This window comes from Arenibacter lacus (assembly GCF_008711145.1).
Classification (GTDB): Bacteria; Bacteroidota; Bacteroidia; order Flavobacteriales; family Flavobacteriaceae; genus Arenibacter; species Arenibacter amylolyticus.
On sequence record NZ_VVIN01000043.1, the window covers coordinates 13,316 to 31,515 of the forward strand.

The following is an 18,200-nucleotide window of genomic DNA, read 5'->3' on the forward strand; positions in this document are numbered from 1 at the left end:
ATACATAAAAATGAATACTTATATAAATTAATGTAAATGAAGCCGTTATTATTATTGTTAACATTGAGTTTTACGCTTTCCGTATCTGCCCAAAACATTTTTTCGGGAAAAATTGTAGATTCGGATAATCAACCTTTAGGCGGGGTAAACATCGTGATAGAGGGAACCAGCACCGGAACTACCTCCGATTTTGATGGAATGTTTTCCATTTCATCCAATTTAGAGCAACCAATTTTAATATTTTCCACTTTGGGCTTTAAAACTCAAAAGCTAAGAGGGGCTGCAGCGATGGTGGTTGTTATGCAAGAAGGGGCTGAGGCGCTTTCTGAGGTGGTATTGGTAGGGAGTAGAAACCCCAGACAGACTAAACTATCGACCCCTGCCGCGGTAGATGTGGTAGATGTTTCCAAGATAAAGCTCACTACAGCGCAAACAACGGCTAATGACCTGTTGTCTACCCTTGTTCCTTCTTTTAACTCTAACAGGCAGTCTTCCTCCGATGGTACGGAGCACGTAGATCCTGCCTCCTTAAGAGGTTTGGGGCCAGACCAAGTACTGGTATTAATTAACGGCAAGAGAAGGCACACCACCTCCCTATTAAATAATCAAGGGACCGTCGGTAATGGGACCGTAGGTACGGATTTGTCTTCTATTCCTTCTTCGGCCATAGATAGGATAGAGGTGCTTAGGGACGGAGCAGCTGCACAATATGGTTCGGATGCTATTGCAGGAGTAATAAATATTATTCTAAAGAAAAATATTGGAATGGAAGTAGGTGCCACCTATGGCGTTACCTCCGCTGGCGATGGGGAAACTTACAATTTCAACTTTAATTATGGAGCTGAGGTAGGGGAAAATGGAGGATTTATTAACCTTACCGCAGAATACAACGATAGGGGCAAGACTACAAGAACTCAAAACCATGAGCTTATCATATACGATCAATCCGATCTAGGTAATTACTTCGCCTATTTTGGAAATGAGGAAGCAAGACAACGCGATGATGAGTTAATCGCTGCGGCCGGATTAACAAGGGATGATTTCAATTTTCAAATAGGGGATGCTGCCATATCAAATGCACAGTTCTTTCTAAACTTTGAATTGCCTACTGGTGAAACTGGGAAGTTTTATGCTGCGGGCGGAGCTAACTTTAGAACGGGTACAGGATTTGGTTTTAGAAGATTGCCTTCGGAAGGCCATGTGCTAGAGATTTTCCCCAATGGTTTTCAGCCGGAATTAAGAACTAATGTTACCGATCATTCCATGATAACGGGTTTTAAAACACAATTAGGAACCTGGAATTTTGATGTAAGTAATACCATAGGAATCAATGACTTTAATTATACGGTCTCAAATACCGTGAATGATTTTCTAGGAGTAGATAGTCCAACTTCCTTTAGGGCTGGAGGTCATTCCTTCCTTCAAAATACCGCCAATCTAGATTTCTCTAAGTTTAATGAAACGGTAATGAGTGGATTGGGGATGGCTTTTGGAGCTGAATTTAGGTATGAGAACTATCAGATACATGTAGGTGAAGAGGGATCGTACATTGGGGACGGGGCCAATTCCTTTCCCGGGTTTGCTCCTACCAATGAAGTAAACGAAGGGAGAACCTCTGTAGGGCTGTATGCCGACTTTGAACTTAACTTTACCGATAAATTTTTACTGGCACTAGCAGGTAGGTTCGAAGATTACAGTGATTTTGGGAATACTATCAATGGTAAGGTAGCCGCTAGGTATCGCCTTACCGATAATTTTGCGCTTAGAGGGGCCTATGGTACTGGGTATAGAGCCCCGTCCTTGCACCAGCAGTATTTTAATAATATTACCGTTGATATTGTCGATGGAAATTTAATTCACGCAGGTACCTTCAGAAATGATAGTAGCGTTGCCCAATCCTTGGGGATTCCAGCGCTTAAGGAAGAAACATCTACCAGTATAAGTGTTGGATTAACAGCAAGGGTCGCTAGAAACTTTCAGGTTACCTTAGATGCTTACAGAGTAGGGATTGATGATAGAATTATCTATACGGGCGATTTAGGAAATGACCCTTTTGGTGAGCCCGTACCAGCCTTACAAGAAATTTTTGAACCCTTTAATGTAGCTTCGGCACGCTTTTTCACCAATGCGGTAAATACCACTACTACCGGAGTAGATTTAGTGATGAATTATAGGGTGCCAATGGGTGTCAATAGCTTAAATTTCTCGCTATTGTATAATCATAATGAAAATGAAGTAGCGGATGGTATCAAAAATTTGCCATCCACCTTTATAGGTCAAGAAGAGGTATATTTTGGTGCGAAGGAAAGAAGTCTTATAGAGACTAATAACCCAAAGGATAAGGGGATATTTACCATAGATTTTACGGGTGATAAACTAGGATTGATGCTGAGAAACACCTATTGGGGCGAAGTTACCCGTAACGAAGCGCCCTTTGGAAGAGCTCAGCGACATGATGCAAAAGTAACCACCGATTTAAGTGCGACTTATAATTTTAATGGGAAATTATCTTTGGTAGCAGGGGTAAATAACCTGTTAGATGTTTATCCTGATGAGCAAATCATGGATAACAGCTATTTCGGGGTGTTTAAATACGCGCCCGTTCAAATGGGAACCAACGGAGCATTTTACTTTGCAAGATTAAACTATAAACTATAGGTAGTCTATAAATTTCAATCGCATTTAATGGAAAATAACCAAGCACTGCATCGCTATATTTTTGTGTAATAAGCTTGTGAATCAATGAAGATAAAACATAAGATAGGGTGGAAAACTGCTGCAGCTTTGGTTATTTCCAATATGATTGGTACAGGTGTTTTTACCAGTTTAGGATACCAGCTTGTCGATATTCAGAATACTTGGAGTATTGTACTCATTTGGGTGTTGGGGGGGATTTTTGCCTTAGTAGGGGCATTTACCTATGCAGAACTAGGCACTAATTTTGATGACTCTGGAGGGGATTATATCTTTCTTTCCAAATTGATGCATCCCTTGGTGGGCTATGTATATGCTTGGGTATCCTTAACGGTAGGTTTTACCGCACCCATTGCAATTTCTGTGATGGCCATGAAAAGCTATCTCAACCCAATAAATCCGGCTATTTTCAATGAATGGTTTGGGGTGTTGGTTATTTTGATCCTCACTGCGGTCCACTCCATAAGCGTAGGACAAAGTGGGAAATTTCAAAATATCACTACCCTGGTAAAGTTGGGGTTTGTAGTGGCTTTGATTATCTTGGGTTTTAGCTATGTGCCGGTGCAAGAAACTGCTATAGATCTCAGTAATTCATGGCAAGGGGAAATACTGCTTCCTGGTTTCGCTGTTTCCTTACTCTATGTTACCTACGCCTATACCGGTTGGAATTCTGCAGCCTATATTGTAGATGAAATTAATGACCCAAGGCGAAACCTACCAAAGGCCTTGATCATTGGAACGGCCTTAGTAACGGTACTCTATGTATTAATGCAGGTGGTGTTCTTAAAGCATGCCTCCGTTGAACAGATGTCTGGTAAAGTAGAAATAGCCTTCATAGCCTTTAAGAACCTATTTGGGACTCTAGGTGGCAATTGGGTAAGCTATTTAATTGCAATTCAACTGATCGCAACAGTTAGTGGGTATTTATGGATAGGGTCCAGGATTACCTATGCCATGTCTAAAGACCATTCTTTATGGACAAAATTGGCAGTAAAAAGCAAGAGTGGAATACCCGTTAGGGCCTTGTGGTTACAAGCTATAATTAGCATTGCACTTACAGTGACAGGAACGTTTGAACAGGTCTTATTGTATGCAAGTTTTGTATTACAACTTATGGGCACCTTAACGGTTGCCTCTATATTCTGGATTAAGGGTAGGGAAGGGGCTTTTAGGAGTCCCTTTAAACCCTTCTTGCAAATAGCGTTTGTGCTTTTTAGCGTTTGGATATTGGGGTATATGCTGTTTGAGAAACCGGTGGAAAGTGCCATCGGATTGCTTTTTGTGGTATCGGGTGTAATTACCTATTATATGTCTAAAAGAAGAAGGTCTTTTAATAAAAACTAGGGTGCACCTATTCTTTAAGTCGATGTCTTATTGCTGAGGTAAGAGAGAGCAATAGCCACTTCAGAAATTTAATTGGTCTTCTCCGGCACCTTGCTCTTTACGGGCCCACTAAAACCTATGGGTGTCTTCTTGTGGGGGCGTGTAGAAAACCTGTAGATGGACAACCCTCCACGATAGCTGGTTAGAAATAATTCCTTGCCTACTTTAGAATTCCATATTACCTACAGTTTCTGCAAAAGAAAAACCCCTTACAGCATTAACTACCAAGGGGTTTTTATCATTTCTATATCTCGTCTCTCCCAGCGCATCCAACGGATAGTGAAAAGCATTGGCTTGTTACCAACATTCCAACGGAATAGCTTATAGCTTAAAGATGGCGAGATATGCGTGGTTCATTCTCACTAATTTAAGCGGCTATTTATCACTGCTCTTTACCGGGCCCACTAAAAACCCATGGGGGTCTTCTTGTTGGGCCGTGGAGATAAAATGTACATAACTAAGTCCGTGAATAGTTTCGTAGTTTAGGGGGATGGAAGCTACTTCCTTCCCATTTTCATCCGTTACCACACAGTTTTTGTTCTCAGTTCCAAAGTCATAATTAAAATGTAAGGTGTGCCATTTATTTTCTTGCAATCCGTCTAATGGATAATTGTACATGGCAAACTTATAGGCAGTGGTATCCGAGGGATTAAACCAGCGGTCACTAAGGCTTATCCTTCCTCCCTGACTGTTTTCGGGAATATAAACCGAGGTGCTGAACCGCCCCTTTTGCAAGGCTGGAAAATTCCATACCGCTCCCTGAGTGGCTATTTCTAGGGTCTCACTATCCCTTCTAGCGATTTTTAGCACCTGTTTGCTAGCATCTGTTGGATCTGTTACCAAACGGGCTCCTTCCTCCCTATTATAAGCGCAATGACCTATGATTCCCTTTTGATAAAGGAAGGTGGTCCAGGTATCCAATCCGTTTCTAAAATCGTCTTCCCTGGTAGTTTCTTTTAGCCACTCCGGATCAAATAGCAACATCTTTCTATGGTCTCGGTGCTGTCCTAAGGAAACCAGTACTTTTCCACCTGGTAATTCCACAGATTGATTTTGGTGTACGCTCATATCCAAGCTTAAGCTTTGATCGGCTACCCCAAAATTAGGATCGTTCCTATTTGGATTTAGGAAAAGCTCACGGAAACCCGTCCACGTTTTTCCATCGTCCTCGGAGATGGCGGCATGCAGTACATCGCGATTGGTAAATACATCTTCCCAAACGCCATTAACGCCTTCTTTTTCGGGCAAGGGGGTAGTGTTGTTCCAGATAAAAAGTAATTGACCATCCTTCAATCGTTTCATAGTGGGCATGGTAATGGTCCCATAAAATGAGGATGGTTTTAATGGGCTCCACGTTTCCCCTCCGTCTTCGGAAAAACTCTCGTAATGTTGGTCTTGGGCAGTACGTGCCAACATCCATATTCTACCGTCGTTTAATTCGATCACTGTTGGTTCAACGGCGCCATGGTTCCATCGTGTTCCTTTGTGAACGCCACCGGGCTGGTGTGGGGGCGACTGTACAAATTGGGAGCGTTTCCAGCTTAATCCGTCGTCATCGGAATAAAAAACACCACAACCAAAACGGGCCGTGCTGTGGGCGCCTACCAAAATGCGTTTGCCTTCCCGGATAAACACGGGAGGCTTCAACATAATATAGCTGCCTTCGTCCTCTTGCGCTTCATACACCTGGGTTTTTGTCCAATCCCCATCGATGCCTCCATTAGAGCGGACCGCCAACACGCCATTTTCTCCTGTTTCCAAGCGGACGTATTCTCCGGTCAAAGGGCTTTTAACATCGGCGCCTATCCATTTGTTTTCTACGGCTACCGAATCCCAGGTAAACCCGTTGTCCATGCTTCGTAAGTAGTACGATGTTCCTTCTTTATTGCCTTCACCGTAATTGTAGTGTCTAATCTCCCCATTGTCTAAACGGGTTAGTCCAATAAAGGCATTGTATGGGGGAGTGCCTACCACGGTAGGTTGGTATACCTGGTCTAGTGGACCATTGCAGCTGGCTAATAATTGTAAAATAATAAGGGGAATGCCTAAATTCCTTAAAAAACGCAACTTCATCATATTTCCTAGTAATAGTGCCCTTCTTGGCGATTAAAAAATAATGGCGCAAGATAGTAAATTAGGGATACTAGGGATCCAGGAGTTGTAGAATTGGGATAGATTTAATAAGGCATTCCCCTCAGCAAATAAGGTGTTTTCGTGCTTATTTCTTATTCAGGATCTTAAAGAGAAGTTCTGGTTCGTCCGTAGTGATAAAATCCACATTTTGATCCAAGAAATAGTTCATGTCCTCCTCCTGGTTTACAGTCCATACGTTCACTTTTAGTCCTAACTCCTGCGCCTTTTTAATCCAAGTGGGGTTGTTTTTGTAGACTTTGTGGTTGTAATCTATTCCGGTATAGCCATCCGCCTTAAGTTGGGCCGGGGTTTTATCCCCATTTAGGTAGGCCACTTCTGCTTCGGGGTCTAATTGACTCACCAATTTACCCGCGTCGTAGTCAAAGCAGATATATTCTACCATATCACGCCCATCTAATTCGTGCACCATGGCCACGGACAGTTCGGCTAGTTTAAGCGTGCGCTCCTTATTGGAGGGGGCCGATTTAATTTCTAGGATCAGTTTGGTGTTTTTCTGTTGTAGACCTTCCTCCAAATACTCCCTCAAGGTCGGGATTTTCTCTCCATTGGGAAGCTTCTTGGATAGCAGCTGCTCATAGGTGGAGGTGTCAATTTCTATTCCAAGAAAGTCCCTGTCGTGGTTCACTACCGGAACATTGTCCTTGGTGAGTCGCACATCAAACTCCGCCCCAAAACTATTCAATGAAATGGCTTCTTGTAGGGCAGCAATGGAGTTCTGCGGAATTTCCTTTGTTTTCCATGCGCCTCTATGGGCTATAACGGGGTTTTTTACCGTTTCTGCACAACTTCCAAATAGAAGTGCTAGAACTAGGAATACTCCTAAAGCTTTACTGGTTTTAGCGGATAAAAATCTTAACATCATAGGTTTAATTATTAAAGAATGATTCGCCCCAAATTATAATTTAGGACGAATCATTTTGGGTATGTAATTTACTTATTTAAAGGGTGATCACTAATAATTTTCTAGGCTACTGATAACAGCATGCCCCTTGTTTTTCCTTTTATGATTAACTCATATCCAGGGAGAATATTTTTGGGCGCTCCATGGTTTCGGTATACACATTGCCAAAACGGTCTGTAACCCTAATTTCTAGGGTAGTATCGGGTTCAGAGGCCGTAACCTTAAACAGGTGTGCCGTATCGTTGGTCACAAAAGCGCCTGTAGGGGTGGCCCCTGCATTAAGTCGCAATGCTTCATAGGATACAATATGCAAGGGGTCTTTGGTATTTACCCGGGTAACGGCTAGCTTATTGTTGTTTTCGGTTACTTCAATATCCCATTGGCTATCGTACCCCCATAGATTGATCAACACTTCGTTGTTGACACTTTTCTGGGAGTAGGGTTCGGCGTAGGGGGCGAGTGTTTCCTCCGTAGTATTCGGAGCAAATTCGGCAGCGGTTATTTGCACTTGGTTGAGGTCGTAGGTACGGAACTGGTAATCTTCTTCAAAACCTATGCTCTTGTAGCGCCATTTAATATCTTTTCCGTTCATCTGCCATATGCTATAACCTCCGGGGCTTCCATCCTTGCAAATGTGATTTCCGGCATAACCATCCCTTCCGGTCCACCACCACGTGGCGCATATTGCACCGGTATTGTGCTCCATAAGGTTGGTTTCTTCTTCTACCCTATAATTTATATGGGAGTGCCCAGATAGTACGTGTACCGTGGAGAAGTCTTTTAAGCAGTCTACGAGGGTGCTTCCGTTATCCAAGGCATATCCATTCACTTGGTTTTCGTTGGCATCCAAGGTTGGTCTTTTATACAAGGGGGTATGCATGGCCACTACAATAGGGGTGCTTTTATCGGTAATAGCGGCTAGGTCTTTTTTTAACCATGCTATTTGTTCTGGACTGATATTGGTATTGTAATTGCGATCCCCCTCATTTCCAACACTTCCACCCGTATTTAGGTATTCTACCGTATCTAACACCACGTAGTGCACCTTTCCTAGATTGAAGGAGTAATAGGTGGGGCCTATCACCTCCCTATACTTATTTTCAGCTTCCCAGTCGTCAGCATAATAAGGGTCGTAATCATGATTCCCTATTACATTAAACACGGGGGAGTGCAGCATATTCATATAGGGAAGGTAGTCGTTCAGTCCAAAGTCATTTCTGTACCAGTAGGTATCCCAGGTCATATCGCCTAGGGTAAGCACATATACCTTGGTGCCATCTGCCGCATATTGATCAATGGTTGCATTTACATCCGGTAACACCTTGCCGGTAAATTGGTCAATGTCGTTGTTTCTCTTTGCCAAATGCCAATCGGCCATAGGGATTACCACATGGTTATCGTTGTTTACCTTGATCAGGGAAAAATCCCTTTGGTCTACCGTAGAGGTGTTATTGCTCAATCGCTTAAAGAACTGTGGTGCCTTCCCTACATTGGTTGCCTCGTAATTGGAGGGTAGGGAGATAAAGACAAACCCAATTTTCTTTTGCGAGGAAAGGTAATATACCCCTTGATCATCGGTAACGGTCACTTCATACCCGTCGGAAACCACTACTCCTGGAATTCCTTTCCCATCGGAATACACCACGCCTTTCACCGTCATGCCCTCAATATCCGGGATGTTGAGATTGGCTACCAAATTTAGGAGTACCGCACCCAAAAGAAGGTTTTCTGCTCCGCGTACTACATTTATCTGATAACTACCTGTGGTTAATCCGTTAGGCACAGAAAAGGTGACCGTTCCATTGCCAATGGCGGTCACCTCGTTGTTATAGGTTATAGTGGTGTCTAGGGTGGAGGTCAATTTAATTTGATCGCCCATTTTAAACCCCTTTCCGCTAAGGGTGATGGTTTCCCCTTGTTTTACATCCATGCTGGAAGGGATGGAGACTCCCGTGATGTTCAGGTTGTTGTCCTCATTAAACTCAACAGAGTCGGTCTTCTGACAGCTGGAAAATGCCAGCCCTATGCCGCTTATTCCAGCGATGGTTGATAATCCACCTATTTTTATAAATCTTCTTCTCGTATGTTTCATTGCTAGTTGGTGCTATTATTCGATTATTTCTACTTTAATATCGTCAATGAAAATACGATTCTTATTAGGGGATGCATTGCGTAGATCATAGTCGCCACCCAGTAGCTTAAAGCGTGTTCCAGCATCGGCTCCGGTAATAGTGAATTCGTATTGTGCCGATGGCGCCTGCCATACTTCCGTACATTCAGGATCGGCATCATAATCGGGCCAATTATCAATAGTCATGGAGTTTACGCTGACGGTTCCTGCACCAAGCACCTCAATATTTAGGGTATTAGCATCCCGTGTACCTTTTAGGGTTTGGTAGGGGACTGCCTTAAAGGTGACACGTACCGTTGCGGGTTCCTCTAAGTTGGATAAGGCCGGAGAGATTAAATCCCCACCATAATTGGTTTTCCCCAACTTTACAAATCCAGTACGGGCATATACCAGCTTCTGATTACTGGAAAAAGTGTTTTCGGTACTGGTCCATCCCATGCCCAACTCTTCCGGGGTCCAGCTATCCATTCTTTTCTCTCCGGTGGTGGTATAGAATATGGTGCTTCCGTAAGTTAACCAGTTAAAGTTTTCCTCTAGAATAATATTCCCTGCAGACTGGGTAATGATAATTTCCTTGTCTAGACCAGGTTGTTCTGAGGAGGTAACAGTGACTTTGGTGGAGCGCTCTTCACTGATATTCCTATCGGCAAGGAGTTGTATGCCCTCTTCCGTTACTTCTATTTCGGAAAGCCAGCTACTGTCTTCTATGGTGTAGGTCCATGAAACATTTGCCTTTACGCCAATGGTGAGTGCTCCCTCTGCAGAGGGTACGGCTATCCCTTTTTCCTCATCATCCAGGGTGATGTAGGGCACATTGGCCTCTTGATCTACACGGAACAATAGTGGCTGCTCTTTTCCATCAACCACAAAGATGAAGTTTATGGTGCGCGGGTCAAAGGTGTCGTTTTCCGAAACGATGATTTTAAAAATACCGTCGTCCTTTCCTTCTGTAGGGAAGGTCTTTGCCCAATTCACCTCTTCTTGCGGTATAATCTGCCATGGACGGTTAGAGCGTACCACATAACTTTTGGTGTTGCCACTAACACCCACTTCCAATCCGGTAGGGTTTTCCTCTATCGCGAAGAATGGCTCCCCGGAAAACTCGCTGTCATCATCACTGCACGCGGTAAAGGTTAGGGATAGTGAGAACAGGGCCAATAGAAGCACTAACCCAATCCCGCTTTTTGTTTTATTATTAGTCGTATACATGATTATTGTTTTTTACGGTTGTTATTTTCCTTCCTCAATGGCTTGTTTACTCCACCATACCGGTGTTTTCATATTATTATCCCCTCCCATTCGCTGTAGGGCTTGCTGTGCATTTTCATTGTTCGTAGCCATGGTAGTGGTAGGATAAGCAAAACGGGTTGGAAGAATATAATCATTAAACACCGCTCCGTTCCCGATGGTTAAATTGGGATATCCGGTACGTCGGTATTCATGATAGGCTTCCATTCCAACAAAGAATAAAGCCAAGTATTTCTGGTTCCCAATCAGTTCTTCCTTATTGGTAGCTGCATCCCAAGAAGCGAGTTCGGAAGAAAGGAGCTTGGTAATATCCTCAGTGGTAACGGTAACTGGCACCTCGCTGTATGCGCCCATTTCGGCCCATCTTTCCACGGAAGCCGTAACGGCGCTTTCGTAATAGGTCTTGGCTGCGGCTTCCCCTCCAGGAATTCTTCCCTTTAAGGCTGCTTCTGCCAATATAAACTGCACCTCGGCATAGTCCATATAGGTTCCGGGAGCATCGGGTCTTACAAATACGGCTGCATTGAGCCAAGACGAACCGCGGTCTGCAGTGCTCTGATCCTGTTCCGATACCCCAGCTATGGTACCCTTCCAGATATTGTCTGGATTAACGTTTACGTTGGGATTCTTCTTTCCATAAATGGGAAGACGTGGATCTTCGTAGGTTTGATTGCCGTTTCCATCGGTTACTACGGTCATCTTTATTAGTTGCTCGGTTAGTTTTCTACCCGAACTGGTAAAGTCCCCTTCGTTGCTATTGGCAAACTGACTTCTATAGGGATCATTTCCAGAGAAGATTACCGTTGCATTATCTGCATTGGAGGTGAAAATGGGGAATTTGTCCGGATTGTTGAGAATTTCATTCATTTTTGCACCGGCCTTCATTTCACTTCTTCCGCTCACCCTATTGAGTAATCTTAGGTATAGGGAGTTGTTGAATTTTTGCCACTGCTCCATATTCCCATTGTACATACCATCTAGGGAAGGTTTGGCAAATACGGGTTTGGTAGCATAAATAGCATTGGCGGTTAATAAATCATTGAACATCTGCTCGTATACTTCCTTTTGGGAGTCGAACTTGGGCTTGGTGGTTCCATTTGGTTTTCTTGCCGAAAAGGCTTCGGAGTAGGGAATATCCCCAAACATGTCTGTTAGGTTACTCATATACAATACTTTTAAGGTAAGGGCAATAGCTTCCAAGGAAGCTTGGTTCTGCTCTTGACTCAAATCGTACATGTGCAGTGCGTTGTTGGCGTAACGGGTATATAGATTCCACACACTTTGCCAGTTCCCGTCACTAATAAAGTAACGGTGCTCTTGTCTGGTAGTACCACCGGTAAAGGCGGTAAACTGTATAAGCTCATTGTTCCAATACCAGGAGTAGTACATCCAGGCATTGGCACCATTATAGAGCAAGGGCTCAAACATACCGCTTGCTTGTATTTCCCCAACAGTGGTCCTATTAGGGTTGGTATTTATCTCTTCAAAATCAGAGGTACAGGAAAAGGTAATTCCCGTTATAAATCCAATTAACATTATTTTTTTCAAATTGTTCATATCCTGATTATTTAGAATGAGAATTTTACGTTAAAACCATAAGATCTTGTCATGGGGAAAGACATGGATTCTATCCCTTTATGGATTTGGGATCCATTGACCATTCCTGTTTCCGGATCGTATTGGGGGAAATCCGTGATGGTAAACAGGTTCGTGGCGTAAACCCCTAGGCTTATCTGCTGAAATACATCTGTCCTATCCAAGAAACGCTGTGGTAATTGGTAATCCAATCGCACTTCCTTCAACTTTAAAAAGGAGGTGTCAAAAGTATTCATCTCCGTATTATTTCGGTTCCAGATATAGGAGTTGTAATAACTCTGAATGCTTTTGGTAACCGTATTGTTTTTGGTGTAACTCACGGATCCATCGGTATTGGTTACCACATTTACTCCAGGGTGAACCAAACCGTCATACCTTCCTTCCAAGGAGTTTTTCAGCTTTCCTTGATATGAAAGTGCAAAGTTGGTCACGGAAAAGGTATTTCCACCCATTTGTCCGGTAAAGGCGGCCGATAGAGATAGGTTTTTATACCTAAATCGCTGTACCATACCTCCCCTCCAATCGGGGTTTACTTTTCCAATTCTACGATCCGGGGATTCATCCAGTATGGGATATCCGTCGGCATTTACAATATGCATTCCCGAAGCATCTACCTGCTCTCCATTCTCATCCGTATAAAAGGATCCTTCCGGTGCACGCTGAAAGCCTCTTCCATAGATGACGTGCATTTCTTCGCCTACATAGGAATAGATGTAGGTACGGCCTCCAATAGTGGTTCCCATATTGGTTTGTAATGGTTCATTGGGATCCCATCCGTCTTGTAGGCTCACTAATTTATTATTGTTCTTAGACCAAGTAAGGTCAAAGGACCAATCGAAATCTTGGGTTCTCACTGGTGCAAAATTTGCTGACACTTCCAGTCCCTGATTCGTAATTTCCCCTGCATTAATTTTCATGCCGGTTGCTCCTGTAATTTGATCTACATCTACGGACACAATTTGGTTGGTGGTAGAGGAGTGGTACCAGGTTACATCAAAAGAGACCCTATTTTTAAAGAGTTTCGCTTCTAGTCCTGCTTCCCAGCTTTCCACATTCTCCGGTTTAATTAACGGATCTGGGATGGTGCCTGGTAAGGTATAACCACCGGGGTAGGAGGAGTTTCCGTAGTATTGGTCCAGGGAATAGGGTGAGGTATCGTTTCCTACGTTTGCCCATGAAAACCGTAATTTGGCAAAATCTACCCAGGGTGCGTTCTGCTTAAAATCTAGGACTCTATCCATCAAGATACTAGTGGCCACCGAGGGGTAAAAGAAGGACCAGTTGCCTCTAGAAAGGGTACTAGACCAGTCGTTACGTCCAGTGACATCCACAAAATAGGTTCCGTCCCAGCTAAAGGAAGCCATTCCAAATAAACTATTTACTACCTTTCTACTGCGATAATTATAGGGCTCTGGAATTACCCCAGTAGGTAGGTTGTTTGTATGATAAATACCCTCTTCACCAAGTTTGTCCAAGGTAAGTCGGTGGTTGTAGTATTCGTTGATTCTATTGTTGCCCCCTACGAAAGTAGAAAGACCAAAACGGCCATCTGCTAGGTCATCGTTGGTATAGCGCAACATAAAATCATTATTGTTTTCTATAACACGTACGGTTTGTTCACGGTAAAATCCGTCATGATAGCCAGTGGTGTAAAAGGGTCTTCTCTGGGTACGGAACTCATCGGACCAGTCCAGTCCAGAACCAACGTCTAGCGTTAATCCTTCCATTAGATCAAAGGTGAGTCCAACATTTCCGAAAACTCTGTTTTTATCGTAAGCATTGGTTGCCTCGTATAAGGTTCTGTATGGGTTAAAGCCATTGGTGGAAGGATACACTAATCCTTGGCCGTTTTCGCCACGAGCAAACCAATTGGCATAATTGTACCGTCCTTCAAAATACTCTTCCTTCCAAGCATCAATACTATTCACGTTAAATCCCCAGACCAATGCGTACATGGGGTTGCTGGCGCTATACCCACCGCCGGGCATGTTGTCACTATTTTTAAGGTAATAGTTGATCTTGGTATTGAATTTTATTTTATCGCTGATGGGCGTATTAAAGGCTAAGGAAACGGTCTTTTTATCAAAGCCCGTATTGGGTAAGATCCAATCGTTCTTATAGTCGGTCACCGAAAAACGGGTAGAGGTTCCTTTACCATTGCTTCCGCTTAGACTAACGGTATTGCTAGTGGTTAAGCCAGTTCGGAATAGGCCCGTATACCAATCGTCCTGGTACTGCCAAGGTAATTTTGTGAACTCTCCCGTATCCCAGTTTTTGGAGGCGTATAGATAGCGCAATTTTCCTGGGTCAAACTTTTCTCCAAAAGTATATCTGGAGTAACGTCTTGGGACGGCTACCCCATCCGGGGCCATATCTTCGCTCAATTCCCAAAGGGAATATTCACCTGCTCCCATATCGGAGCCATTTCCATATTCTGTTTGAAAATCAGGAAAGTATCCCGCTTGTTCAAAGGTCACGGAAGAACTAACACTTACCCCAAGGCCTTTGCTTTTTCTTCCAGATTTAGTGGTGATTACAATGGCACCGTTTGCGGCACGTGATCCGTAGAGTGCAGCTGCTGCCGGACCTTTTAGGACCGAAACCGAAGCAATATCATCGGGGTTGATGTCACTCATACCATTTCCATAATCTATCGGGGCATCCCCTTGTGCATAGTTACTTACACTTTTGGTGGCAGTAGCTCCAGAAGTTACAGGGACCCCGTCTATTACAAAAAGCGCCTCGTTGCTCCCGTAGTTTAAAGATTGGTCTCCCCTTAAGGTAACCCTCATAGATCCACTTGGTCCAGTCCCTGCCTGATCAAAGGTTAATCCGGCTACCTTTCCAGACATGCCGTTTAACCAGTTGCCGGTAACTGTTTTGTTTATTTCTTCACCGTCTACTTTGGCAATGGAATACCCTAGGGACTTCTCTTCCCTGGTAATATTAAGGGCGGTAACCACAACCTCGTCTAGGGCAGCTGCATCCTCTTGCATTGCAATTTCCAAGTGGTCGCCAGCACGTGCTGTTAGTTCTTGGGTAACGTATCCTATAAAAGAAACAACCAAAGTTATTTCCTTGTTGCTAGCTTGTAGGCTAAAGACCCCGTCAAAATCGGTAACTACCCCGTTGTTGGTGCCTTTTTCTAGAACTGTAGCACCCGGCAAGGGAGTTCCATCGGCATAAACAGTACCCGTTACTGTTTGTCCGTACGAAAACGACGTTATCGCAAATAACATCAGTAGCGTAAAAAGTTGGTCAATTTTTCTCATGAGAATTTAATTATTAATAATAATTGGTCAAATATAGATGCTTGTTTAGTGCTTAGTATTAAGGGAACATTAAGTTCTTACATTGTTAATTTTGAATTTTTGTAAGTAATTGATTACTAGGTTTTTGAGAAATTAAATTAAAGATGTTGCATATAGGGTATGGTTTCGAATTGTTACTTACCTCGCTCAATGATACAGAATTAAACTGTAATTAAAAACAAAGTGAAATTAATGAAAGATTAATGAAACAAAATAATCCTCGTTATTTACAAGCTTGTGCCTAAGCTGGTTTCGATTCTTTTCAAGTGGTCTTGGTTCGGGATTATGAGAGTGCCAACATTAGTAAGGCGGCTAGGGTTCCACCCATTATGGGACCAACTACAGGAATCCATGCATAGCTCCAGTCACTGTTTCCCTTTCCCCGTATGGGCAAGATGGCATGGATAATCCGTGGGCCTAGGTCCCTAGCTGGATTGATGGCATACCCAGTGGTTCCGCCCAAAGACAAACCAATGGCCCAGACTACAAAGGCAACCGGCAGGGCGCCCAGGGATCCAAGTCCAATCACCGTTTCTTGGTCCACGATGGTGGCATCCGTAAAATACAGCACGGCAAATATCAAAACAAAGGTGCCTATGAGCTCACTTATAAAATTGGCCCCGGTATTCCGGATTGCGGGATCGGTACAGAATACCGCTTTTTTTAACCCGTTATCCTTGGTTGCATCGAAGTGTTTTTTGTACATAGCCCAAACCAAAAAGGCTCCTAACATGGCGCCAATAAATTGCGCCAAGACGTAAGAAGGAACCTCCATCCAAGGGAATAAGCCTGCTACGGCTAGGCTTATGCTTACTGCCGGATTGAGGTGGGCGCCACTATAAGGGGCTGCTACCACAACGCCTACATAGACGGCCAATGCCCAGCCGGTGGTGATTACAATCCATCCGCTGTTTTGGCCTTTGGTTAGGTTTAAGACTACATTGGCCACCACGCCGCCTCCTAGGAGGATTAATAGCATGGTGCCGATAATTTCTGCAATAAATGGCGTCATAATTAATTGGTTTAGTGGTTATTAGTTTTGTTTGGCCCAATGTTGAAGCGCGTCAATGGCCCGGTGCCAACCTTTGATCCCTTCTTCAATTGTGGCCCGATTTTCGGTTGGGGTAAAATTCACATCGGTTTGCCATATTTTTTGAATTTCTTCCAAGTCTTTCCAGTAACCTACCGCCAATCCGGCTAGGTATGCGGCTCCCATTACCGTGGTTTCTATCACTTTGGGGCGCACTGTGTTGGTATTGAGTACATCAGATTGGAACTGCATCATCAGTTTGTTTACCGTAGCGCCTCCATCCACTCGTAGCTCTTTTATGCTCACTCCAGAATCGGCCTCCATGGCCTTTAAAACATCCATGGTCTGGTAGGCTATGGACTCTAGGGAAGCCCTAGCAATATGGGCGTCGGTGGTGCCACGAGTGAGCCCAAAGAGGGTGCCCTGAGCCCGCTGGTTCCAATAGGGTGCCCCTAAACCTGCAAATGCAGGGACAAAGTAAACCCCGTCCGAATTCAGTGCCATATTGGCTAATTTTTCCACGTCCGACGACTGATTGATTATATTGAGGCCGTCCCTTAGCCATTGCACCACTGCCCCTGCAATAAAAATACTTCCCTCTAAGGCATACTGAGTTTTTCCGTTGATCTTCCATGCTACTGTGGTAAGTAGATTATTAGTAGAAATAATGGGTTTGTCCCCGATGTTCATGAGCATAAAGCATCCAGTGCCATAGGTGTTTTTCACCATGCCAGGTTTGGTGCACATCTGTCCAAATAGGGCAGCTTGTTGATCTCCCGCTATACCGGCGATAGGAATTTTTTGTGCAAAGAAATTGGGGTGTGTATAGCCGTAAACCTCACTGGATTGCTTCACTTGGGGCAACATGCTTTCAGGGATGTTGAACAGCTCCAAAAGTTCTTTGTCCCATTCCAGGGTGTTGATATTGAATAGTAGGGTCCTGCTGGCATTGGTTACATCGGTAATGTGGAGATATCCTTGGGTCATTTTCCAGATCAACCAGGAGTCTATGGTGCCAAATAACAACTCCCCGGCATTGGCGCGTTCTCTTGCCCCGTCCACATTATCTAAGATCCACTTCACCTTGGTGGCCGAGAAGTAGGAGTCTATGACCAATCCCGTTTTTTCCCTAATTAAGTCCGATTTTCCCTTCTCCTTAAGTTCGTCACAGTAGTCGGCCGTTCGTTTATCCTGCCATACAATGGCGTTGTACACGGGTTCCCCGGTGTTTTTGTCCCAGACCACAGTGGTTTCCCGCTGATTGGTGATCCCAATGGCTGCTATATTGGCGCCGCTGAGTCCTTTTTTGGTAACTACCTCTGCGGCCATTCCAGCTTGGGCAGACCAAATTTCAATGGGGTCGTGCTCTACCCATCCCGGTTTGGGAAAGTACTGGGTAAATTCTTTTTGGGCGGTGGAAACTATGTTGCCCTTCTTGTCAAAAATAATAGCCCGAGAGCTGGTTGTGCCCTGGTCAAGAGCAAGAATAAATTTCTCCATGTCAGTTGGAAATCTTGGTTTTTAAGTTGATTTTCTGTTGTTTGTCACTCGCTACGCTTTCCTGTAAAACATAGTGAATGGCGATTGCGTTGTAGTCGGCCAGTTGTTTTTGTTGCCAAGCTTGATCTCTATTCAGTTCCAGCGCCATGATTTCCGCTACTTTTGGAGCCATGTCAATGGAGGCCTGTGCGTCTAAAAACAAGGCTCTAACCCTGCGTGCAAGTACATCTTCTACCGTTCTTGCCATTTCAT

11 protein-coding genes are annotated in these 18,200 nt (G+C 43.9%); 2 read left to right on the forward strand and 9 right to left on the reverse strand.

Annotated elements, in window-relative coordinates; all coding sequences use genetic code 11:
* Positions 1-36: 36 nt before the first annotated feature.
* Positions 37-2,658: a TonB-dependent receptor gene (locus tag F1E73_RS12285; RefSeq protein WP_223883423.1), complete on the forward strand. Its 2,622-nt coding sequence runs from the start codon at positions 37-39 to the stop codon at positions 2,656-2,658.
* A gap of 84 nt (positions 2,659-2,742) precedes the next feature.
* Complete coding sequence (locus tag F1E73_RS12290) at positions 2,743-4,038, forward strand: APC family permease (protein ID WP_150452061.1); 1,296 nt, start codon at positions 2,743-2,745, stop codon at positions 4,036-4,038.
* Between the two features lie 414 nt (positions 4,039-4,452).
* Here F1E73_RS12290 and F1E73_RS12295 read toward each other — a convergent pair whose 3' ends face one another.
* The 9 genes from F1E73_RS12295 to F1E73_RS12335 form a co-directional block, all read right to left on the reverse strand.
* Positions 4,453-6,153 carry a sialidase family protein gene (locus tag F1E73_RS12295; RefSeq protein ID WP_086475682.1) on the reverse strand — a complete coding sequence of 567 codons (1,701 nt, stop codon included), beginning with the start codon at positions 6,151-6,153 and terminating at the stop codon, positions 4,453-4,455.
* Positions 6,154-6,295: 142 nt separating this feature from the next.
* Positions 6,296-7,093, reverse strand: a complete 798-nt coding sequence (locus F1E73_RS12300) for a glycerophosphodiester phosphodiesterase family protein (RefSeq protein WP_223883424.1) — start codon at positions 7,091-7,093, stop codon at positions 6,296-6,298.
* Between the two features lie 145 nt (positions 7,094-7,238).
* On the reverse strand, positions 7,239-9,224 hold the full coding sequence (locus F1E73_RS12305; protein WP_150452062.1) for a calcineurin-like phosphoesterase C-terminal domain-containing protein: 1,986 nt from the start codon (positions 9,222-9,224) through the stop codon (positions 7,239-7,241).
* Positions 9,225-9,239: 15 nt separating this feature from the next.
* Positions 9,240-10,472: a BACON domain-containing protein gene (locus F1E73_RS12310; protein ID WP_086475684.1), complete on the reverse strand. Its 1,233-nt coding sequence runs from the start codon at positions 10,470-10,472 to the stop codon at positions 9,240-9,242.
* A 21-nt stretch (positions 10,473-10,493) separates the two neighbouring features.
* Entirely contained in the window at positions 10,494-12,068 is a 1,575-nt protein-coding gene (locus F1E73_RS12315) for a SusD/RagB family nutrient-binding outer membrane lipoprotein (protein ID WP_150452063.1), read from the reverse strand.
* A gap of 11 nt (positions 12,069-12,079) precedes the next feature.
* Complete coding sequence (locus F1E73_RS12320; protein WP_150452064.1) at positions 12,080-15,379, reverse strand: SusC/RagA family TonB-linked outer membrane protein; 3,300 nt, start codon at positions 15,377-15,379, stop codon at positions 12,080-12,082.
* 322 nt (positions 15,380-15,701) lie between these two features.
* Complete coding sequence (locus F1E73_RS12325) at positions 15,702-16,430, reverse strand: MIP/aquaporin family protein (RefSeq protein ID WP_150452065.1); 729 nt, start codon at positions 16,428-16,430, stop codon at positions 15,702-15,704.
* A 21-nt stretch (positions 16,431-16,451) separates the two neighbouring features.
* Positions 16,452-17,948: a glycerol kinase GlpK gene (gene glpK / locus F1E73_RS12330; protein ID WP_150452066.1), complete on the reverse strand. Its 1,497-nt coding sequence runs from the start codon at positions 17,946-17,948 to the stop codon at positions 16,452-16,454.
* A 1-nt stretch (position 17,949) separates the two neighbouring features.
* Positions 17,950-18,200: glycerol-3-phosphate dehydrogenase C-terminal domain-containing protein (locus tag F1E73_RS12335; protein ID WP_317132977.1), on the reverse strand; the 251-nt coding region annotated here is incomplete at its 5' end.